Consider the following 22,405-nt stretch of genomic DNA (forward strand, 5'->3'; position numbering starts at 1 on the left):
AAAAAAGCCCAGCAATTGCTGGGCTAAATGTATTAGAGAATTTTTGCTAGCGCCTGTAATGGGTGAGCAAGCTTCTCACCTTCAAAACGCTTCACTTGGCTGCGGCAAGAATAGCCCGTCACCAAGCAACGATCTTTTGGTAAGTCCTGCATTTGAGGCTTCCAGCTTAAACCATATATGTCTTTCGACATTTGTAGCTTATCGACTTCGTGGCCGAAAGTTCCCGCCATACCACAACAGCCGACAGGAACGCTGGTTAACGCCGCCCCAAAGTGTTTGAAGATAGTACCCCACTCTTTTTCAGCGTTCGGCATTTTGGTTTTCTCAGTACAGTGAGCAAACAAGTACCACATATCTTCACTTGCTGAGCGTGCTTCGAACTCACCTAGCGATGGCATTAACCATTCATGCACAGTAAGTACATCAAAGTCGCCGCGCTTGTCACCTAAGATCTCGACATATTCATCGCGGTAACAAAGCACAAGAGCAGGATCAACACCGACCAAAGGAATTCCGATATCCGCCACCATCGACAAGAAATCCGAAGTCGATTTCGCCTCACGTGCAAAACGATTTAAGAAGCCCTTGATGTGCAACGCTTTACCATTCGGTTTGAACGGCAGCAGTACCGGAGTTTTGCCAAGTTTTTGAGCCAGAGTGACGAAGTCTTCAATCACCTCGGCATCATAGAAGCTGGTAAACGGGTCTTGAACGATCAGCACATGCTGTTTCTTCTGTTCAGAAGACAAGCCTTCTAAATACTGTAAATCGAAGAGTTGCAGCTCTTTACTCGCTAGACGATTTTTGAGCGTAGGCACCGACATCAATGGTGCATCAACATAACCGACCGTTTTAGCTGTTGCCGTTTGGATCCACTTTTGACCCAATGCAGCGTTGACTATTTTTGGCGCTTTCGCCATCAGCGGCAGCATGGTTTCAATGTTGGCAACTAGATAATCTTTTGCAGGGCGCTGGTAACGCGAGTAGTAGATGTTCAAGAATCGAGAACGGAAACTTGGTACATCGACTTTGATCGGACATTGACTCGCACACGCTTTACACGCCAAACAACCGTTCATCGCCTCATGAACTTCATGCGAGAAATCGTACTCATGGCGTTTGTTCATCGTATTGCGAACACGCTCAATCATAGTCTTAACGGGTGTGTTGTCTTTCAACGCTTCTTGCTCAAGGTCGAGAATATCAACGCCTTGTTCAGTCAGTTGACGCAACCACTCTCTTACCAAGCCTGCGCGGCCTTTGGGTGAGTGACGTCGGTCAGCCGTAACTTTCATTGAAGGACACATTGGCGAGCTAGTATCGTAGTTGAAACACAAGCCGTTACCGTTACATTCCATTGCTTGCTTGAAGCTGTCACGAACTTGTACGTCGATCTGACGGTCGTAGAAACCACGCTTGGTATCGGTGACTTTCACCAATTCAGCGTCACTTTCTAAAGGCGTACAGATCTTGCCTGGGTTCATCTTGTTGTGCGGGTCGAATGCTGCTTTAATACGTCTTAATTCGGTAAACAGCTCTTCACCAAAGAAGTCTGGGCCATACTCAGAACGGAAACCTTTACCGTGCTCGCCCCACATTAAACCGCCGTATTTCGCCACCAGCTTAACTACTTCATCAGAGACTTCATGCATCAATGCTTCTTGCATCGGGTCACACAGATCCAATGCTGGACGAACGTGTAATACGCCCGCGTCAACGTGACCAAACATGCCGTAATTCAACTCTTTTGAATCGAGTAACACTCTAAATTCAGAGATGAAATCCGCGAGGTTTTCTGGTGGTACACAAGTATCTTCAGCAAAAGCGACTGGCTTAGCTCGGCCTTTCGCCGCACCTAACAGACCCACTGCTTTCTTACGCATGTTGTAGATTCGGCCAATGCTCGCCAAATCGCTACAAACTTGAAAACCAATCACGCCGGCTTCTTCGCTTTCAACCATGGTTTCAAGGCGTGCAGTCAGCGCTTGAACTTGCTGTTCAACTTCCGCTTCATCTTGGCCTGCAAACTCAACCATGTTGATGCCAAGCATCTCTTTGTTCGGAACATCAGTCAGCAAATCGCTCACGGTATGCCAAACGATGTCTTGCTTCGCTAGGTTCAATACTCTTGAATCTACCGTTTCAACAGACAGTGCTTTCGCTTCCACCATGAACGGCGCATTACGCAGCGCAGAATCAAACGTGTTGTATTTCACGTTAACCAGTGTGCGCGCTTTTGGAATCTTGGTTAGGTTTAACTTTGCTTCCGTGATGAATGCTAAAGAACCTTCAGCGCCACATAGAACGCGAGTTAGGTCAAAGCTGTCATCTTGTTCGTTGATTGCATTCTTTAGGTCATAGCCTGTTAAGAAGCGATTCAGCGGAGGGAATTTATCTAAGATTTGAGCGCGTTTGTCTCGACAAACCGCCTCTGTCACCGCAAGTGCATGGTGAGCGAATTCACCCTCTACAGGTAAGCCGTGTGATAAATCAGATTCTAGACATGAACCATCTGCGAACACCGCTTGCAGCGACAATACATGGTCAGACGTTTTGCCGTACTTCAATGACCCTTGGCCCGAAGCATCGGTATTGATCATGCCACCCAAGGTTGCTCGGTTACTGGTAGAAAGGTCTGGAGAGAAAAAGTAACCATAAGGGCGAACAGCCTCGTTCAATTGATCTTTAACGACACCAGACTGAACTCTTACCCAGCCCTCTTTCTCGTTAATCTCAAGAACCTTATTCATGTATCGCGACAGGTCAACCACGACACCTTTTGTTAAAGATTGTCCGTTGGTTCCGGTACCGCCGCCACGAGGGGAAAAAGTCACGCGTTCGTAAGCGGATTTAGAAACCACTTTACCGATAAGCACAACGTCTTGCGTTGTTTTAGGAAGGATGACCGCCTGCGGCAATTGCTGATAGACACTATTATCAGTCGCCACAGCCAAACGGCTAGAATATTGAGATTCAATGTCGCCAGTAAAGCCCGCTGTTTTTAGTTCATCTAAAAAGCGTACAACAACTGGATCGACATCAGCATTGAGTTGAAGTCTTGGTAACATTTGCTTCCTGCCCCTACTTCGCTGATCCTATCAGCATTGGGTTATCTGAGATTTTTAATAATTTTCTTTGAATTTCGTCACTTTACTACTATTAAGATCATATAAAAAGGTGATCAAATCAGAATCTCAGTGCAAGAATGGAGAAATAGTCACTTTCGTCTTAATTCAGTAACAATATACTGAATAACATTTTGTTTAAGACATCTCCACGAGCACATCACAATGAAAAAAAACAAAACAGTCACAACTGAAGATATCCTTCTTAAACTATGCCAATCAGTCTCAAGCGTACTGACTTCAGCGACGGCTTCTCAGGTGTCCTATTCAGCCATGGTTCAAAAGATCAACAAGACAAGCCTAAAGCCAGATTTTGGTTGCTTCGTTCTGTTTGACGGCGGCTTTTCTGGTCTCGTTGTTATTAATTTTACGTCCAAAGCAGCGCTAGAGATCTACACCAATTACATGCGCAATATGGGCATGCCTGAAAACGAGCTTGCTGTGCTTCATACTTCAGACGAAGTGGGTGATGTATTGGGTGAGTTGATGAACCAATTAGTTGGCGATTTCACCAATAAAATCCGCAAAGAGCTGCAAACCAACATCACACAAAACCAACCGAAAATGCTGGCTCTGAACAAGCAAGTTAACCTTTCTGTTGATACCAATCTCGACCGTCCACAAGCTCGTCGTGTGACCTTCTCTACCGCTAATAACAACATCTTCTACCTTGAGCTTGCGATGGATAAGACTGAGTTCATTCAATTAGAAGAATTTGAAATCGCAGAAGACGAATGTCCAGATAGCATTCTTGAGGCGACTCAGAAAAAAATGCAAGAAGCGAACAAGCCAGCTCAAAGCTCTGGCAATGATTCTGCGGCAGATCTACTCGATGAACTGGGTATCTAGTTTACGAATGCTCTAGACATATTGAAAAAACGTGTCACTAACGCCATCAATACGCTTGATGGCGTTTTTGTTTTTACCGCCAACTGGGCTCATGCAGTTCAATGTTCACCGCCTTCCTTGTTCATCAAACCAGTTTTGCCTTTCTGTTACCCGCGAAAACATGTAAAATGTTGGACTTTTAAAAATTTGCGGTACTGATTAAATTGTCGATGGATAAGAAAAAAGCCCTAAAGAAAATTGCCAAGTGTCTTGAGCTTGGAAATTCTGCGAACGTCAATGAAGCTGCCAATGCGATAAAAATGGCGCATAACTTGATGCTGAAATATGGTCTCGAAAAAGACGATATTGAATTTATCAAGATGGGGAAAACTCAGTCCAGTCACCTGTTACCTGCAAATATCAGTTCTACACTGCTGCGTGTTATTCGCGGTATCAACACCAAATTTGGCGTAGAAGCCGTATTGCTGAATCATAAAGGCCTCAAGCGTGTTGAGTTCATTGGTGAAGCCGACCGCGCGATCTTCGCAGCGTTCGCTTTCGATATCATTTATCGTGAACTGAATGAACACACCGGCCAATTCAGAAATAGCTTTGCTGGCTCTGGCACAGGGTCCTTAGAAGTGACACGCCGCGTGAACTCGTTTGTTTCAGGCTGGGTTGAAGGTGCGCTTGAAAAGCTCCCAACCATTACTCCCGACGACGAATCAAACAACAAGATCAATAACTACATTGATAAAGAATTCAAAAATATCGACCGTGAAACGTTCAAGCAGCAACTGAGAGAAGCGATGAAAAACCTCACCGCCGATTATGAAGTTGGTTTGAAGAAAGGTCGTAAATTGTCTGTTAATCGACCAGTTGGCGGTACCCAGGCAGCTAAAAAGATAACTAAATCATAGAGCCGATGCACATTGGCTTAGGGTATTGATAGTGATTACTTTAGTCGTATCACTCGCCGAAGAAGATACGACTTAATTGACAACCACATATCGTATTAGACTTAACTATGAGGTCCCATTGTTTATCGTGTCCAATTTTCCCCCCTCATCATTTCTTAGAACACTATTTCTAGCCCTCATCTTTTCCACGATTCAACTGTCCACCACACATTTCGTGCACGCAGCAAGCAGTGATGAATTTTCACTAGAATCACAACCTCAAGATCCAGTTTCTCAATACCAATTGGCTCAAGCTTATGAATCGGGTGTCGACGTTCCTGTTAGCACCAGTGATGCATTGTATTGGTACACGCAGTCAGCAGAAAACGGCAACCCAAACGCGCAATTTAGACTGGGTGAATGGTACTTGGCAGGAACAGGTGTTGAACAAAGTAACAAGCTTGCTTTGGAGTGGTTTATTAAAGCAGCGTTGCAAGGTAACCAGCGCGCACCTATCGAGGTTGCCAAACTCTACGAATCCTCGCTAGAACAAGACCTCCTTCAACCATTAGATAAAGCGCAGCTATGGTATGAAGCAGCCTTAAAAAACAACCCGAATGCAGAAGATGGCTACAACCGTGTTCTAGAAGCGCAATTCAACCAGCAACGTGCAAAACAGATCTCTTCAATTGAACAGCTCGATGACAGCATCGACTCTGAAATAGACACCAGTCAGGGGTTATCTCAGCACGTACAATCTAACCAAGCATCACGCTCTAACCTCTCCAGTTCTAACCTAACTAGCTATGACTATATGATTAGTGCTGCGTTGGCCGTGTTGATTTCAATTATCAGCATTATTGCGACTCTCGTTATCTCAAGAAGAAGACAAGCTCTAGAGTCGGGTGATTCGCGACAGCAACAACAATCACTTGAAGCGCAGCTTAGCTCGCAGGACCTTACGATTAAGCAGCAAAAACGTCAGCTGCACATCATGTTCCACGAATTGAAGAAGCAAAAAAACAGCAAAGGTTTAAGTCATTTGCAGGTGGCTTGCGCGCTATTTGGCTACACGCCTAGCTCAATCCCCGACCAGAAAAGCATCAAGATCCGATACAAACAGCTATCAAAGATCTACCATCCAGATGGTCACGGATGTGACGAAGAAATGAAACGTTTGAACAATGCGCTAAAAACCATTTTACAAAATGTTACAAAACCGTAAACAAACACACATCTTCATTTTCCTAGATCTCAAAGATATCGATTTTATTGGTGTTGCAATCGATCCCCCTCTCAAAAACGGGTAACAAACTATTAACTAATGGGTCTTACTTGTGTCATAATTTGCGCCGAAAATACACCTGACTTAAACGGGTGAGGAGAGAATATGTTCACAATAGAAGGCGTTTGTGATTGGTGCAAAAAGCCAAGCCTAGTTAAAAAGCACGACTACCTAGATGGTAAGTGTCATCATGCATGTAACGAGTGCAATGATATTGCAACCATTGATGTTCGCCAGTTCAATATTGGTGAAATTGAAATGAGAGCAAAACTCTCCCAAGCGACATTGAGATAAGCAACACCGTGAAATATAAGAAAGCGCCTAAGGCGCTTTTTTTGTGCCTGTGGTTTTAGATCTTCTTTCTTCTTTCTTCTTTCTTCTTTGTTCTCTCTTCTATACAGGTATATACAGTACTTTTCTGCAAAAACCAGTGTATACACCTGTATAAAGCTCACATTTATTCAACTTATGATACAAAACAGCAGATTCATTCAAATTTAATTTATCGAATACTTTCAATGATTTAATCATTTACCATCCATAACCTCAGACGAAATCGTCCAATAATCCCGCAAAAAACGCTTGATCTTATAAGTAACTAAAACTACTGTATACACATACAGCATGTATATAAGGACAGCAAAATGATTCAAGCACACGTTAAAGCACAACACTCTAGCCCGCTAGTTCACTGCGCATTTACATCAGTTTCTCGTAAAAGCAAAAATTCAAACGAGGAAGCGTTGTTTGCAAGAATGGCGTTGCTGTCCAATCAACATCAGTGGTTACTGTTTACGGCTCAAACACCAAGACCATCGGCTAAGCAGCTTAAGCAACATAATGTTTGCTGCGACCGTGTTATTCACATGAAAGCCTCTCATCAAATGACTGAGGTAGAGACTGTTGAGAAAGCAATCCGTTCTAAGAATGCGAGTGCGATTGTTGCAAGTGCATCGATTGATCAGTTCAGTCAACAGTACCTAAGAACATTAGGGTTACGCTTTCAATGTGAAGTCTTCTTTATGGATGCAAATTCAGAGCGTATTCACTAAGCCACCTTGCTTAATAACATGTTGGCTTAATAACATTTTGGCTCAAAAACATGTTCCACAAACATAGCTTAATCTTTTAGCTAACAAACTTAATTTAACTTAAGAAACAATTCGCCAAAACACAGTCCAAACATACTGCCTTCCCCTGCCCTACAATTCGCCCATTTTTTAGCGGATTGTTAGGCGGGGGTTTTTATTTAAACAACAGATTTAGCAATCGTTTGCTTTTTCTCTGGAAGCAAATAGTAGATTGGGTATAATGCCCGTCTAATCATGTGCACACCGCACTTCTCTGTATGACGTTTGATAAAAGATAGGAATGTCTAAATGAGCCTTGCTGATCAAGTTCTTGCCGTAAATGATGACCTACCAATCCGTACTGATAAACCTGTCCACAGCGGCAAGGTTCGTTCAGTCTACTGGTTAACTGAAGAAGATAGCCAACGACTAATTAAAGAGAAAGGCTACGATGTAGCACCAGATGCGCCTTTAGCAATCATGGTGATCAGTGACCGTATCTCTGCATTTGATTGTATCTGGCGTGGTGAAGGAAATCTTAAAGGTGTTCCAGGTAAGGGAGCGGCTCTGAATGCTATCTCTAACCACTGGTTCAAATTGTTTAAAGACAACGGACTTGCTGACAGTCATATTCTTGATATCCCTCACCCGTTCGTATGGATTGTACAAAAAGCTCGCCCAGTCATGATCGAAGCGATTTGTCGTCAATACATCACTGGTTCAATGTGGCGTGCATACGCAAACGGCGAACGTGAATTCTGTGGTATCGAGATGCCTGAAGGCCTTGAGAAAGACAAGAAGTTGCCTGAGCTACTGATCACGCCTTCAACAAAAGGGATTCTGAAAGGTATTCCTGGCGTTCCAGAAGCTGACGATGTGAACATCACACGCAACAACATCGAAGATAACTTCGCAGCATTCAACTTTACTCAAGCAAGCGACATCGCGCATTACGAAAAACTTCTTAAAGAAGGCTTCAACGTAATCAGCCAAGCGCTAGCAAAAGTAGACCAAACCTTTGTTGATACCAAATTTGAGTTTGGCTACGTCAACGATGCTCAAGGCAAAGAAAAGCTTATCTACATGGACGAAGTCGGTACTCCAGATTCATCTCGCATTTGGGATACTCAGGAATATAACAACGGCAACATCGTTGAGAATTCAAAAGAAGGCTTCCGTCAGTTCTTGCTTAACTACTTCCCTGATGCCGACATTCTTTTGAATAAAGAGCGTATGCCAGAACGTGAAGCATTGGCTCGTGACAATGAACTTCCACTGGATTCTCTAATGTCTCTGTCTCGCACTTACCTTGATATCGCAGCGAAAATCACAGGTGCGGAGATCGTACTGAGCGAAAATCCTAAGCAAGAGATCATCGATGTACTGCGCGCTGACTATGGTCTAATCGACTAGTCGCTTAATTGCTAATTGCTTAATCGCTTAATCTCAAAATAAAAAGCTCGAAAGCTAATAAGCTCGTAGACTCAAGTTTTAGATACTAAAAGGGCCTCAATATTTGAGGCCCTTTTTACGTGTACGTTTTTACTATTCCTCGAGAGAGATTATAGGCGAGCTGAAGTTACAGCTTAATCGTGAACTCTTCTCCAGAATTACCCGCAATCACTAAATGACTGCGCGATTCAATATACTCGATCTGCTCTTCTTCAAGTGAATATGGCATCACCACTTTGAGCTCATTGATCCCTTCCAGCTTAGCGAGCTTGAGTAAGGTAACAATGTTCGACTCATCACTTTTACGCGTCGACATTGATTTCAATGCCATCTGCCATAAACGATCCTCTGGGGTGCCCAACTCTTTAATGCTATCTCGCCAGACGGTACTGAACACTGGCGCAATTGTGGTGAGTGCTTCCAGAAAAGTCCATTTTTTACTGCATGAGGCGCCAAGAAATGTTGTGTAATCGAACTCTACACGCGTCTCTTCCTGTTTATCCATGATGTCCCCCGACACTTTGGCAACACAATATACTCAATATCTATCAACTCTTTCTTTATAGCAATAGGATATAGAAGAATAGTCTTTTATGACCTTTTGATTGGTTAAAAAGGAATATAAAAATCAAACTTGTAACAAAATAAGCACTGAAAAATCATATATGCATCTATTTGATTAATATTTTAGAGATAAAACTTATCCATCTATTTGATATCAATTATTCGACTCGCTTTTTTGAACTGAATACGCCAACCAGACCATGTCGGTAGCTCCCAACGTTTTGGCGATAACTTTCGGCTACCCGACTGATAATGGACGTAAATCAGCTTTCTTGCGGGCAAGTATTCAACATCGAGTTGCAAGTCGGCAAGGCTCAATGCAAACGGGTATTTTTCCGAAAATTCTGAGTAGAGCCAAGTTGGAATGCCATCGAACGGTATGTCTGCATGATCGAACATTTCCAATTCGCTGACATCAGTAACACCTAGTACTTCAAGCTGCTCTATAAACCATAGCTCAAAGTTAATGTTCTCAATTTCTGGTGTGTATTTAGTTTGTTCATCGAGACCAAGTTTCACATACAACTGCCAGTGTTTGATTTCTTGAGTGCGAGCCTTTGCAAAACCGGGAAGCTGCTCTCCATTTAACACAAGGTCGACGATAGGTTTTAACGATAGTTGCCCTTCAGCGGCGACGAGTTTGGTTGTAATCGTGCGGCCTGCGTACACCAATGCCATCTCGGTAAAAACACCATCATCATTCACAACGGTTTCGCCTTGCTCCCACTCTCCTAGTTCAGCATCAATGAGAAGCTCAAGAGGAATGGGTGTCGTGACCGTCGCTAAGGTCAGTGTTTGCTTAACGCCTCTTCCCGGCAAGCTGTGAGTATCCAACACCAACATCGCTTGTGCATTATCAGGGAAACGGTTCTGACGACCGAGCACCACTTCTAAAACACCATTGGCAAAGGCTTCTTTCCTTTTCAGTCGGCGCACAAACACCAGTTCAGGATGCAGATTCACAATGGTCTTGAGCAATTCAATGCGTTGGAAACGTGACGCGACTTCTAGCTGAGGAAGTTCAAATACCTCCCGCATTTGCTTCGCCAATCCTTGAGCTTCATTCAGAGCCTGTTGGTCGATGTCTAAATGCGGATATTCTCGACCGCGCACAATCTGAATCAACAGGCTTAAATCACACCCTTCCTTCTCTTGTTGCGCGAGCGCTTCAAGATGTTCTGCATTGTTTGGTAACTGATACAAGCGAGCAGGAACGGACAGCGCCGCAGTGAGATCAACCATCGCCTCTTTTAATGCTTTGGTTTTGATTCGAGTAACGATATCGGCATACAAAGCATCAATCGGCAACGGATACAGCTTTTTACCATGCTCGGTAACTTGATGGTCGGCGTTAATCGCTTCCATCGTCAGCAAGGTTTGAGCTGCACTGTTGAGTGATTTCTCTGGAATAGGGTCAAGGAAGGACAAGCTCTCAAGCGGAGATCCACAACATGCTGCGGCCAACATAGGTTCGGTCAGCTCTTCACGCTGCAATTCAGGCGGTGTGACTAACTCTAACGCCGCATGCTCTCCATATAGACGCACACAAACGCCGTCCATTACCCTACCCGCGCGGCCAGCTCGTTGTTTGGCACTCGCTCGTGATATGGATTTAAGCATCAGTGTGGTTCTGCCATTACGCTGAACGGTGCGTCTTTCTAACCCTGAATCTATCACCACACCTATGTCGGGTATAGTTAGTGAGGTTTCAGCAACGTTGGTCGCCAAAATGACTTTTCGTAAACTGTCGCCGTCATTTTTAGTATCGATATTACGACCAGAGAGCGCTAAACCTCGTTCTTTATCACTCACTGATGCATGCAATTTAACAACTTGGATATCTGGATTCTTTGCCAAGGTTTGCTCACAATGCACGATCTCTTTTTTACCCGGCAGGAAAACCAAAATATCGCCACGAGAAGCGATCAGTTGGTGATTCACTTCTTCAGCAATACGTTGCTCTAGATGTCGAATATCGGGTAATACTCTTGATTCATTCGCCCTATTTTCAATAGCAACTTGATAAGTTCGGCCTTCACAGCTTATTCGATTCGCATTCAGATAGTGAGCAAGGCGCTCACCTTCAATGGTGGCAGAAGTGATCACCAAACGATGACTCGCTTTTTGTTTCAGAATCGCCACCAGCAGATCAATATCCCAGCGCCTCTCGTGAAATTCATCCACCACAATGACATCGAAACTAGCAAGTCCATCTTCAGATAACCAACGCAATGCGATTCCGGGAGTCACAAAAACCACATCGGTTTGCTCGCTATATTCAGATTCAAGCTTAATGGCGTAGCCGACCTTGCTACCCAACTTCTCACCCGATTGCTGTGCGAGGTATTTAGCTAATGACGTACAGGCGATTCGTCTTGGCTCTACCACAAGTACTCGCCCATGCTGAGACGCCCACACCGGTAAACGTGTTGATTTGCCCGATCCGGTTTCTGCTTCGACTACGAGGTGAGAACTGCCGATTTGATCGTGGAATGCATTTTGATAAGAATCGATGGGAAGTAGAGACATAAAAAGGAAGCGTCGCGAAAAAATGTGAGCAAAGTATAACGAATTATGGCATTCAAATTCGATAAGTGTGGGACATAGGTAAGAATATCATTTTGTTTGCTCAGATCGGAGGGAAACTATTTACAATTGAATAACTAAACCGTTATCATTTTTCAGTTACCCTTTCTCCCATATTAGGCATCCAATGAACAACGATAAACGCCCTCTGTATATCCCTTATGCTGGTCCTGCTTTACTAAGTACCCCTCTTCTTAACAAAGGCAGCGCATTCTCTGCTGAAGAGCGCAGTTCTTTCAACCTTGAAGGCTTGTTACCGGAAACAACCGAAACAATCCAAGAGCAAGTTGGACGTGCATACAAACAATATTGTAACTTCGAAAGTGATATGGATAAGCATATTTACCTACGTAACATCCAAGACACTAATGAAACGCTTTTTTATCGTTTAGTTCAAAACCACATCTCTGAAATGATGCCTATCATTTACACGCCAACAGTTGGCGCAGCATGTGAGAACTTCTCAAATATTTATCGTCGTGGCCGTGGTCTGTTTATCTCATACCCGAATCGCGATCGTATCGATGATCTACTGAATAATGCGACAAACCACAACGTTAAAGTTATCGTGGTTACGGACGGTGAACGCATTCTTGGTTTGGGAGACCAAGGCATCGGTGGCATGGGTATTCCAATTGGTAAGCTAGCGCTTTACACAGCTTGTGGCGGTATCAGCCCAGCTTACATGCTACCAATCGTGCTCGATGTGGGTACTAACAACCCTCAACGTCTTGCAGATCCAATGTACATGGGTTGGCGTCATCCTCGTATTACAGGTGCCGACTACGACGCATTCGTTGAAGAGTTCATCCAAGCGGTTCAACGTCGCTGGCCAGATGCATTAGTTCAGTTCGAAGATTTCGCACAAAAGAACGCAATGCCTCTACTTGAGCGTTATAAAGATCGCATCTGTTGTTTCAACGATGATATCCAAGGTACAGCAGCGGTAACGGTTGGTTCTCTACTTGCAGCATGTAAAGCAGCAAACAGCAAACTTTCAGATCAACGCATCACCTTCTTAGGTGCGGGTTCTGCAGGTTGTGGTATTGCTGAAGCTATCATTGCCCAAATGGTGTCTGAAGGTATCAGCGATGCACAAGCTCGCTCTCAAGTTTACATGGTTGACCGTTGGGGTCTGCTACAAGAAGGCATGCAAAACCTGCTTGATTTCCAACAGCGTCTGGTTCAAACCAACGAAAACACCAAAGACTGGGAAAGCGATGGCACTGGTTTCTCTCTACTAGACGTAGTTCGCCACGCGAAACCAACCGTATTGGTTGGTGTGTCTGGTGCTCCAGGTCTATTCAGCAAAGAAGTCATCAAAGAGATGAACCTACACAGTGAACGCCCTATCGTGTTCCCACTGTCGAACCCAACAAGCCGTGTTGAAGCGACGCCAAACGACATTATTCGTTGGACTGATGGCCAAGCACTTGTTGCGACAGGTAGCCCATTTGAGCCAGTCGTTCACAACGGCACAACTTACCCAATCGCTCAGTGTAACAACAGCTACATCTTCCCAGGTATTGGCCTTGGTGTATTGGCTGTGAATGCTTCACGCATCACTGACGAAATGCTAATGGAATCAAGCCGTGCACTTGCTACGTGTTCTCCACTAGCAATCAATGGCACAGGTGCTCTACTTCCACCATTGGAAGAGATCCACACGGTATCTAAGAAAATTGCTCTTGCGGTAGGTAAAAAGGCGATTGAACAGGGCGTTGCTCTAGAGATCACTGAAGAAGCACTGCAACAAGCGATTGACCAGCACTTCTGGCAGCCAGTTTACCGTCGCTACAAGCGCACGGCATTCTAATAAAGCGTACTGCGCTTGGAATAAAGAGCGTTAACGACTCTTATATGAGCCTCTGCAATTGCAGGGGCTTTTTTCTTTAAACTGTCTTGTCTTTTTAACTGATTTTTCTCATTTTTATTTGGTATTATCGAGCACTCAAAAATTAATGCTCAGTGAAAGGACCATACCGAGAGTGAAATTTGATTCTCACATTATCCGTAGCTACATAAAAAAAGCTTACAAAAAACTGCAAGGTTTTCTGTTTGGCGCTTTCCTCGTGTTCTTAGTAGGCAGCGCTGCGGTTATTGCGATCGATTATTGGGTTTCATGGCAAGCGGAAGATCGCATCATCTACGATATAGATGAAGTGCCCGAGCTTGAGGTCGCCGTTGTGCTTGGCACGAGCAAATATTTGGGTCGAACACTCAACGACTATTATAAGCACCGAATCGAAGCCGCGATTGAGCTGTTCGACCGTGAAAAAGTCGACCAGTTTCTGTTAAGTGGTGATAACGCTCATCGCTCTTACAATGAGCCGTGGACGATGAAACGCGACTTGCTGAAAGCGGGTGTACCCGATGAACGCATTAACCTCGATTACGCAGGCTTTAGAACCTTAGACTCGATTGTTCGCGCTAAAAAGATCTTCGACACCGACAACTTCCTGATCATTACTCAGAAATTCCACTGTGAAAGAGCACTATTTATCGCTAATTCTTACGATATTCATGCACAATGTTTAGCGGTTTCAGGTCCTACTCATCATTCAGGCACCTCTATCCGTTTGCGTGAAGTTTTTGCGCGTACCAAAGCCTTCTTAGATTTGTATATTATGGGGACAACGCCAAAGTTCCTTGGACCTAAAGAGCCCATTCAATCGAGTCCAAAACCGGAATCATTTCCGATTCCAAACCCTATGACTGACCCCTCTGTAAACCCTGTTGTAGATCCTACAACAAACCCTATTGCAGACCCAGCAGAGACAGATGTGTAGAAAACTACACATTTTGAATTTGTTGCCTCACATTTCCCCACTGTTACACAAAAACACACCAACACGCCTTTATTAACTTAAGTAACATTCTCCCAACAAAGTCTGACCCTACATCAAGCTATATACCTCGAAAATAATAAGCACGACTCAATGAAGTCGTGCACCAATAAAACGAGGATAACAAAAGGAGCGTCTTATGACGGCACTTGTTACTACACTGAAACACTGGTTGTTCACCCGCAACAGCATGATATTAATTGGTAATTTCACGCTATTCGCACTCTTGCTCAACACCCTTCCTTTCGAATCACAAGTCAATACTGGTTTGAGTATTCTCGTGTTCGTTGCGGTTCTATGGTTAACCGAAGCTATTCATGTCAGCATCACCGCTCTGCTCGTTCCACTCTTGGCTGTCTTGTTTGGTGTGTTCAATACGCCCTCTGCATTAGCGAACTTCTCGAACCCAATCATCTTCCTATTCATGGGTGGTTTTGCCCTTGCTGCTGCGCTCAACAAGCAAGAGCTCGATAAGGCGATTGCCGACAAAGTTCTGCTGATTGCAAAAGGCAGAATGTCGGTGGCGGTGTTCATGCTATTCGGTGTGAGTGCAGGCTTGTCGATGTGGATTTCGAACACAGCAACGACTGCAATGATGCTTCCCCTTGTTCTTGGCATCATGAACAAAGTTGACCAAAGTGAAGACCGCAACACGTACGTGTTCGTACTGCTGGGTATCGCTTACTGTGCATCGATTGGTGGTATCGCAACCTTAGTGGGTAGCCCACCGAACGCAATCGCCGCTGCAGAAGTTGGCTTGAGCTTTACTGAGTGGATGGCGCTAGGTCTTCCAATCTCAATGATCTTACTGCCAATCGCGATGATTATTCTTTACGTGATGACTAAGCCAAAGCTTGACCACAAATTCGAGCTAGACCATGCCCCAGTTGAATGGACAAACAGCAAGAAAATCACACTGTCTATCTTCCTTCTAACCGTAACGCTTTGGATATTCGGTAAACCAATCAACGCAATGATTGGCGGATTCTCTAAATTTGATAGCTTGGTAGCGATTGGCGCAATTGTACTGCTTGGCGCTTCTAGAGCGGTGGAATGGAAAGACGTCGAGAAGACAACGGACTGGGGTGTTCTTATCCTGTTCGGTGGCGGTATCTGTTTAAGTAACATTCTGAAAGCGACAGGAACCAGCGTATTCCTAGCACACTCACTAAGCGGATTTTTAGAAACAGCTGGCGTACTGCTTACGATTCTAGCCGTGGTAGCGTTCGTGGTATTCCTAACGGAATTTGCGAGTAACACAGCGAGTGCAGCACTTCTGGTGCCAGTATTCGCAACCATCGCTGAAGCACTTGGTATGTCGCCAGTTATTTTGTCTGCACTGATCGCTGTTGCTGCGTCTTGTGCCTTCATGCTTCCTGTTGCAACACCACCAAACGCAATCGTGTTTGGCTCGGGTCACATCAAGCAGAAAGAGATGATGCGAATCGGTATGGTGTTGAACCTAGTTTGTATCCTAGTTCTGACTCTGTTCGCTTGGATCTTCTGGTAAACACTAACGTTCTATAAGCGCATGCTTACAGGAATGCTCCCCTAAACTGGTTGAACTTCCCCCGGTTTAACCAAGACAAAAATGCCCGTTCAGCGTAAGCAAGCACTGAACGGGCATATAAAAACAAGAAACGCTTTCCCTTTTGGTGGCCCCGCGCCACCTTTTTTGTTTTGGCTTTTGGGAGAAGAACCATAAAAACGCCACACGTCACATATGCACGTGTGGCTTATAAACTCATCAAAACAATTTTCAGATTAGTGACTCAAGATCACCTGGTTTCGACCTGAATGCTTTGCTTGATATAAAGCTTCGTCCGCGCGAGCAATGGTCTCTGTCACTCGCTCTTGCTTCATCTCGGCTACACCAATACTGCATGTCAGTGGATCGCCATGAACCCAAAGGTGCTGGCTGACTAAAAGTCGGATTTTCTCGGCCTTTCTTTGTGCTTCGCCAAGATCAGTCTGTGGGCAAAAAACAATGAACTCTTCACCACCCCACCTCACCAACTTGTCAGTAGCGCTGATCGAACTGCCCACCACCATGCTGAACTCACGTAAGATGTGGTCACCCATTTGGTGTCCGTACTTGTCATTCACGCTCTTGAAGTAGTCGATATCGAGATACAACATACCCAGCTTGCCATGCCCTTGCTTCACATGTTGTGACTGCATTTTCAACCAATCACGAATCGCGTGGCGGTTTAGTATTCCGGTTAATTCATCGCGATGGGCCTTTTCAGAGAACTCAAAGTTTTGCTCTCTCAATGCTCGGTTGACGTTCTTTAGATGGTTGTGTCTCTTTTCAACAATCACCATGCGTTTCCTAGAACGGTGCAATTCTGAAATCAAGAACACGGTGCCCGTCCCCACCCAAACAAACAGTAAGATTAAGAACAAGCTCTCGCCTGTGATGTAAGAGCCTTCAAACTCGATGCTACGGATAACGATTCTATGATGGCCAAGCTTCGCACCAGATGCGGTAGCAAACTCAACCATATTCACATTCGAATACTCGGGTGCTGAGTGCTCTAGCGCAATGTCGTTATCAGCTAACCACCATGTCATTACTTGCAGGTTTTTGATCGGAATCTCAATCACACCACCATCAACGCCCGGAGAAAACTCCATCCCGTTGTACTTATGTGTGTACTCGTTATCCGGAACTGAATAAGCAGGGTTATAGTTACGTAGGTAGGTTCTCAAACGGCCGCTTGAGTCAGCCTCAGCATGGTAATCGATGTTCACTCTAAAAGTGTGATACTGGGAAAGGTCAAGACCTGTGGTTATATCTGGATCGATACGAATCGATAAGCCGCAGTAAGGCCAAGGATACTCTGATTCCTTTAGCTCACAGTTAAGAACATATTGGCCATTTTCATAGGATAATTGAGAGGTACTGACACCCCTGTCAACTTGATCGCTGGTCGCAATAAACTCATATTTATCTGGCGTAATTGCCGTTATCACACGATTTCCGCTCACACGGTAATACTGCACAATGGCAAGTGTTGCGATAACTAGAAAGATAACAATCTTATGGATCCACTTCACGTCTAAGCTTCCGGCTTATATCCCTAGAGTTGGGATTTTACGATATAAAATAAGTTACGTGAATTAGTGAGCTTAATACCAATAATTCACTAAAAAACGTTATATCACGCCTGAACAAAATGTCATACTATATTTTTATGCTTACATTTCATGCTGATTATTTACGCCGAGAATCAAGTATTATTGCGTATAAAAATAGGCTCCATTTGTTATACTCATCGCATAATCATCGTTAACCGAACAGGCTGCTTACAGAGCATTCGAGTCGACGAAATAATAATCAAAATACAACGAGTAATGTCATGTCTTTATTAGCGAAAGGAACACTCAAGAAGATGAGTGCTTCCCTTGATGGTGCGGTAACCTACCGTTTGCCTGTAGGCGAAGAGTTTGTAGAACTAAACCCTCTGATTGGTAAAACCATCAACCTCACTCACACGGGCAATATTTTTTGCTGCTCGTGTGGCAAGAAAACCAAGAAGAGCTACTCTCAAGGCCACTGCTTTGTGTGCATGAAAAAGCTAGCCAGCTGCGATATGTGCATCATGAAACCGGAGACTTGCCACTACGATGAAGGCACATGTCGTGAGCCTCAATGGGGTGAAGAGAACTGCATGGTTGATCACTTCGTTTACCTATCAAATACATCAAGCCTAAAAGTAGGTATCACTCGTCATACACAGATCCCTACCCGTTGGATTGATCAAGGTGCGACTCAAGGCCTACCAATCTTGAAGGTAAAAACGCGTCAGATCTCTGGCCTGATCGAAGTTGAGTTAGCGAAGCACATTGCAGACAAAACCAACTGGCGCACGCTGCTAAAAGGCGATGGCGACGATATGGAGTTGGTAGAAAAAGCCAAAGAACTATTGCCATTGGTTGAAGATAAGATCCAAGAGATCAGAGCGAAGTTTGGTGACGATGCAATCGAGATTCTGAGCGAAAACATCACTTCACTGAGCTACCCGGTTGAGCAGCACCCAGTGAAGATTGTATCGCACAACTTTGATAAGAATCCTGAAGTATCTGGTGTGCTGCAAGGTATTAAAGGCCAATACCTAATCTTAGATACGGGCGTGATTAACATCCGTAAATTTGGTTCTTACGAAGTGGAAGTGTCTGCATAACTTGTAGAACTTAAACGTTTCTTATAGTTAGAAGCGCTTAGTGAATAGCCAAAAAATAAAATGCCCTCAAGTGATGACTTGAGGGCATTTTTCGTTGTCGATCCTATTCGCTTTCGATGACGATTTTAGGCGTTAGAGCGCAACCACATCTCCGTCTACACAATTCTTGCCGTTGGCTTTCGCGCGATAGAGAGATTGATCGGTTAAATTCACGAGTGCATCAATCGTGACACCGTCTTCACAGGCTTGGCTATCACTGATTCCGATACTGACACTCGAATTAAATCGTAACTGTTCATCGATTCTGAATTCAACTTGATTGAACTGTTGGCGAATCTCTTCTGACACTTCGTGTGCTGTTTCAAGAGACGTGTTTGGGATAAATATAATGAACTCTTCGCCCCCCCAACGGCCTGCGACTCCGCCGGCTTTCTCGGCACTGCGCTTGGTAATGTTAGCCAAAGCACAAATAACTTCATCACCTACCATATGACCGTAAGTATCATTGATCGATTTAAAGTCATCGATATCAAGTAGCATACATACAACATGATTATCGGAAGCAAGATACGCTTTCAGCCAATCGTAAATCGCTCTTCGATTGAGCAAATTGGTCATTTCATCGTAATTCGCTTGATGAAGTAACTGTTTCTCCAACATTACTTTTTGAGTCACATCTTCGAGCACCACCTGAACCGCTGGCTGACCTTTCCAAGTAATCGCATTGTCGTAAATATTGAAGAACCGGTGAACCTCGTCGAACCCTATATTTTCAACCACGGTACTAGTTCCTGACAACTCACCAGACACAATCGCTTGATAATGCTTACTGATACCATCCGTATTCTGTTTTGGTACCAATTCAAGAATCGACTCTAGCTCTAATACTTGCTCGATGGACGTGCCGCCTTGCATGTTGACCCAAGATTGATTGACCATCAACGGTTTGAAATCTCGATGAACCAAGATGCCCTGTCCTGATTGCATGATCATATCGTGATACATCTTATCTTGCTCACGCACCGCATTTTGCAACTGAATAGCAGGAGATAGATCGATAACCGTGACTTGCAGTGCAGGTCTTCCCTGCCACTCCGTAACATGGTCGATAGAAAACACTGTGAACTCTCTACCGTTACGATCAACATTGGTATAAGTATGAACCTGAGGATCTCGTTGACCGCTGACCGTTTCAAGGTAATTTTGATAAGCTAAAACATGGTAATCTTCTGAGATTAAATCTAGAAAGCTATCGATATTAGAAAGTAGTTCTTCGGGTGATTGGTATCCATAAATACGAGCATAATTAGCGTCAACACTAACTACATTCATATCTTGAATAGTTATTACACCGTACGTGGATTCGAAATTTATTGAAGACATTGCCAACTCCGCATTATAGCTATACTTCACGAACTGGAGCATAACAACACATCCTGCCAACGCTTCCACACAATCTATCACGCGCTAGGGACATTAATATGCCATCTAGTATATCGTACTGTTGCGGCCTTCTCTACAACTCAATTGCCAACACGAGTTAGTAAAAGTAGACAAGCATCTCAATCCCATTATTCGCGTCAAAAAACAGAAATAGATAACCTATACCAATGTAACCATTATCTTTTTCTACTTTTGGCCTTGAACTGATGAAAGAATCCGCTCCCAACCACTTCAAATCCTGTTCGCTATTCTTTTAAACCTGCGCACTATTCTTTAAACCTACGAACTATTCATTCCAATCAGAGAAATATGAGACTAAGAAGTCGATAGCTAACCGTGCTCTCTGTGGAAGAAAACGACGGTTCTGATAAACAATCCAACTGCTTGTGCCCGCTCCCCAATACTCTTCTAACACAGGGACGAGTTTTCCATTGCTAAGACTGCCATTGAAACTGCTTTTAGGAAGATAAACGATGCCAAGCCCCTCTTCGCAAGCTTTCAGTACAGCGCTTGAATTGTTGCTTTTCCAACGGCCATGAACTCTGACTGCGGTTAGCGGATTTCCATCGTTCTCGAACAACCACTGGTCACTGTTGGCGATAATACAGCTGTGCAGCTTGAGTTGTTCTGGATTCGCTGGAGCACCAAACTCAGCAATGTAATCTTTGCTTGCTGCCGCTGCCATCGGGCGATCAACCAGCTTTCTTGCCACCAATCCTGAATCGTCCAATCGACCATAACGAATCGCGAAATCGATGCCATCTTCGATGAAGTTAACCATCTTGGTATTGAAATTCATTTCTATGGTGAGCTCAGGATGATCTTTAGCAAACTCCATCAGCGCCGCTGCGACATGATTTTCTGCAAACGCGCCTGCAGCACTAACACGTAATGTACCGCTAAGCTGAGTTTGTTGAGACGTGACTTGTTCATTCGCTTGTTGCAGCCCAATGACCAAGTCTTTGCACTGCTGATAATAGGTATGACCCGATTCGGTCAGGCTCACCATCCGTGTTGAACGCGCAAGCAACGCCACGCCAACTCTCTCTTCCAACCTTGAAACTTGGCGACTGACATGACTAGTACTGCAACCCAACTGTTTTGCTGCTGCAGAAAAGCCGTGACACTCGGCTACCGCAACAAACTCATTAATACCTTCAAAGCTGTCCATACTTAATCTACCCGTATCTTATCTTTGCTATATAGCAACAATGTTTTGCCTGTTTCGTATATTATCACCTAATCAGTTTGGAACTAGTATTAGATACAACAAGGCGGCGATAGCTAAGTAACAACGCGATACCTAGCGCCTAACGAAAAGCTTCAGTGCTTAACGAAAAGCGTCAGCACCTAAATAAAAAAAACAGCAGCTCAAAGGGACGAATCATGAAAAAAATACTAATACCTGTAACTAACCACGCAACACTAGGCGATACAGATCAAGCGAATGGTACTTATGCGCCTGAACTGACTCATGCTCTCAAAGAGATCATTGCTGCGGGTTTTGAGTACGACATCGCTTCTATCAATGGTGGCAAAGCCCCACTCTACGGAACGGATATTGAAGGAGATGTGGTTAACGCTGATATCTTGGCGGATGATGACTTCCAGAACCGCATCAACAATACGATTCCAGTAAGCCAAATCAATACTGAAAGCTACGATGCTATCTTCTACCCAGGTGGATTCGGTTTGCTTTCAGATTTAGCAACCAATGAACAGTTCGCTAGCATCGCAGCAAAGCATTATGAAGATGGTGGTATTGTCGCGGCAGTATGTCACGGCCCTGCGGCGCTGCTTCCGATTGTTCTGAGCAACGGCGAGAAGCTACTAAGCTCTAAATCGGTGACTGGCTTTACACGTGAAGAAGAGATCGACTTTGGTACGATCGACGACATTCCATTCCTACTGGAAGAGTCGCTTGCTCGTGGCGCAGCGCGTTTCAACAAGGTTCAACCGTGGCAAGAACTTGTGATTGTTGATGAGCGAGTAATTACTGGCCAGAACCCAACTAGCGCACACGCAGTGGGTGTAGCAATTGTTGAGCAGCTTTCTTAGTCGAATCGCTGTATTGATTAGGTCACAGGCGATAACTAAATAAGCGCGCTGAAACGAAAAAG

The 22,405-nt window shown here is 44.3% G+C and carries 17 protein-coding genes; 11 read left to right on the top strand and 6 right to left on the bottom strand.

Annotation, left to right across the window (positions count from 1 at the left end; translation table 11 throughout):
* Positions 1-32: 32 nt before the first annotated feature.
* Complete coding sequence (locus AB6E30_RS05510; protein ID WP_372102880.1) at positions 33-3,068, bottom strand: FAD-binding and (Fe-S)-binding domain-containing protein; 3,036 nt, start codon at positions 3,066-3,068, stop codon at positions 33-35.
* Between the two features lie 222 nt (positions 3,069-3,290).
* Here AB6E30_RS05510 and AB6E30_RS05515 point away from each other — a divergent pair, with 222 nt between their 5' ends.
* The 6 genes from AB6E30_RS05515 (at position 3,291) to AB6E30_RS05540 (ending at position 8,620) form a co-directional block, all read left to right on the top strand.
* Complete coding sequence (locus AB6E30_RS05515) at positions 3,291-3,974, top strand: DUF3334 family protein (RefSeq protein WP_017059770.1); 684 nt, start codon at positions 3,291-3,293, stop codon at positions 3,972-3,974.
* Positions 3,975-4,183: 209 nt separating this feature from the next.
* Complete coding sequence (locus AB6E30_RS05520; protein WP_017059769.1) at positions 4,184-4,873, top strand: DUF2786 domain-containing protein; 690 nt, start codon at positions 4,184-4,186, stop codon at positions 4,871-4,873.
* Positions 4,874-4,991: 118 nt separating this feature from the next.
* A complete protein-coding gene (locus tag AB6E30_RS05525) occupies positions 4,992-6,077 on the top strand; it encodes a hypothetical protein (protein WP_372102882.1) in 1,086 nt (361 codons plus the stop codon).
* A gap of 165 nt (positions 6,078-6,242) precedes the next feature.
* Positions 6,243-6,431 carry a hypothetical protein gene (locus AB6E30_RS05530; protein WP_017070242.1) on the top strand — a complete coding sequence of 63 codons (189 nt, stop codon included), beginning with the start codon at positions 6,243-6,245 and terminating at the stop codon, positions 6,429-6,431.
* A 350-nt stretch (positions 6,432-6,781) separates the two neighbouring features.
* Positions 6,782-7,189, top strand: a complete 408-nt coding sequence (locus AB6E30_RS05535; protein WP_017055178.1) for a SulA-like leucine-rich domain-containing protein — start codon at positions 6,782-6,784, stop codon at positions 7,187-7,189.
* A gap of 327 nt (positions 7,190-7,516) precedes the next feature.
* On the top strand, positions 7,517-8,620 hold the full coding sequence (locus AB6E30_RS05540) for a phosphoribosylaminoimidazolesuccinocarboxamide synthase (RefSeq protein ID WP_017055177.1): 1,104 nt from the start codon (positions 7,517-7,519) through the stop codon (positions 8,618-8,620).
* Positions 8,621-8,786: 166 nt separating this feature from the next.
* Here the strand turns inward: AB6E30_RS05540 and AB6E30_RS05545 are convergent, their stop codons facing one another.
* Positions 8,787-9,164 carry a hypothetical protein gene (locus AB6E30_RS05545; protein ID WP_017059766.1) on the bottom strand — a complete coding sequence of 126 codons (378 nt, stop codon included), beginning with the start codon at positions 9,162-9,164 and terminating at the stop codon, positions 8,787-8,789.
* 203 nt (positions 9,165-9,367) lie between these two features.
* The gene (locus AB6E30_RS05550; RefSeq protein ID WP_372102884.1) at positions 9,368-11,752 is read right to left on the bottom strand and encodes a helicase-related protein; all 2,385 of its coding nucleotides are present in this window, start codon (positions 11,750-11,752) and stop codon (positions 9,368-9,370) included.
* Between the two features lie 184 nt (positions 11,753-11,936).
* Here AB6E30_RS05550 and AB6E30_RS05555 point away from each other — a divergent pair, with 184 nt between their 5' ends.
* From AB6E30_RS05555 to AB6E30_RS05565, 3 genes are all read left to right on the top strand, one after another.
* Positions 11,937-13,625, top strand: coding sequence for an NAD-dependent malic enzyme (locus AB6E30_RS05555; protein ID WP_017059764.1), 1,689 nt, complete (start codon positions 11,937-11,939; stop codon positions 13,623-13,625).
* Between the two features lie 172 nt (positions 13,626-13,797).
* On the top strand, positions 13,798-14,598 hold the full coding sequence (locus AB6E30_RS05560; protein WP_017063589.1) for a vancomycin high temperature exclusion protein: 801 nt from the start codon (positions 13,798-13,800) through the stop codon (positions 14,596-14,598).
* Between the two features lie 196 nt (positions 14,599-14,794).
* Positions 14,795-16,165 (top strand): DASS family sodium-coupled anion symporter, encoded by a 1,371-nt coding sequence (locus AB6E30_RS05565; protein ID WP_137001095.1) that lies wholly within the window; start codon positions 14,795-14,797, stop codon positions 16,163-16,165.
* Between the two features lie 254 nt (positions 16,166-16,419).
* Here the strand turns inward: AB6E30_RS05565 and AB6E30_RS05570 are convergent, their stop codons facing one another.
* Entirely contained in the window at positions 16,420-17,715 is a 1,296-nt protein-coding gene (locus AB6E30_RS05570; RefSeq protein ID WP_137001096.1) for a GGDEF domain-containing protein, read from the bottom strand.
* Positions 17,716-18,017: 302 nt separating this feature from the next.
* Here AB6E30_RS05570 and AB6E30_RS05575 point away from each other — a divergent pair, with 302 nt between their 5' ends.
* Complete coding sequence (locus AB6E30_RS05575; RefSeq protein ID WP_029235797.1) at positions 18,018-18,842, top strand: DUF2797 domain-containing protein; 825 nt, start codon at positions 18,018-18,020, stop codon at positions 18,840-18,842.
* Between the two features lie 132 nt (positions 18,843-18,974).
* Here AB6E30_RS05575 and AB6E30_RS05580 read toward each other — a convergent pair whose 3' ends face one another.
* Together AB6E30_RS05580 and AB6E30_RS05585 are read right to left on the bottom strand one after the other, a co-directional pair.
* The gene (locus AB6E30_RS05580) at positions 18,975-20,267 is read right to left on the bottom strand and encodes a diguanylate cyclase domain-containing protein (RefSeq protein WP_372102886.1); all 1,293 of its coding nucleotides are present in this window, start codon (positions 20,265-20,267) and stop codon (positions 18,975-18,977) included.
* A gap of 304 nt (positions 20,268-20,571) precedes the next feature.
* Positions 20,572-21,456 (bottom strand): LysR family transcriptional regulator, encoded by an 885-nt coding sequence (locus AB6E30_RS05585; RefSeq protein ID WP_372102888.1) that lies wholly within the window; start codon positions 21,454-21,456, stop codon positions 20,572-20,574.
* Between the two features lie 215 nt (positions 21,457-21,671).
* On the opposite strand from AB6E30_RS05585, the gene AB6E30_RS05590 reads away from it, so the two are divergent.
* Complete coding sequence (locus AB6E30_RS05590) at positions 21,672-22,343, top strand: type 1 glutamine amidotransferase domain-containing protein (RefSeq protein WP_372102890.1); 672 nt, start codon at positions 21,672-21,674, stop codon at positions 22,341-22,343.
* The last annotated feature ends 62 nt before the right edge of the window (positions 22,344-22,405 follow it).

The sequence above is a fragment of the Vibrio sp. 10N.247.311.12 genome, from assembly GCF_041467515.1.
In the GTDB taxonomy this organism is placed as follows: Bacteria; Pseudomonadota; Gammaproteobacteria; order Enterobacterales; family Vibrionaceae; genus Vibrio; species Vibrio crassostreae_C.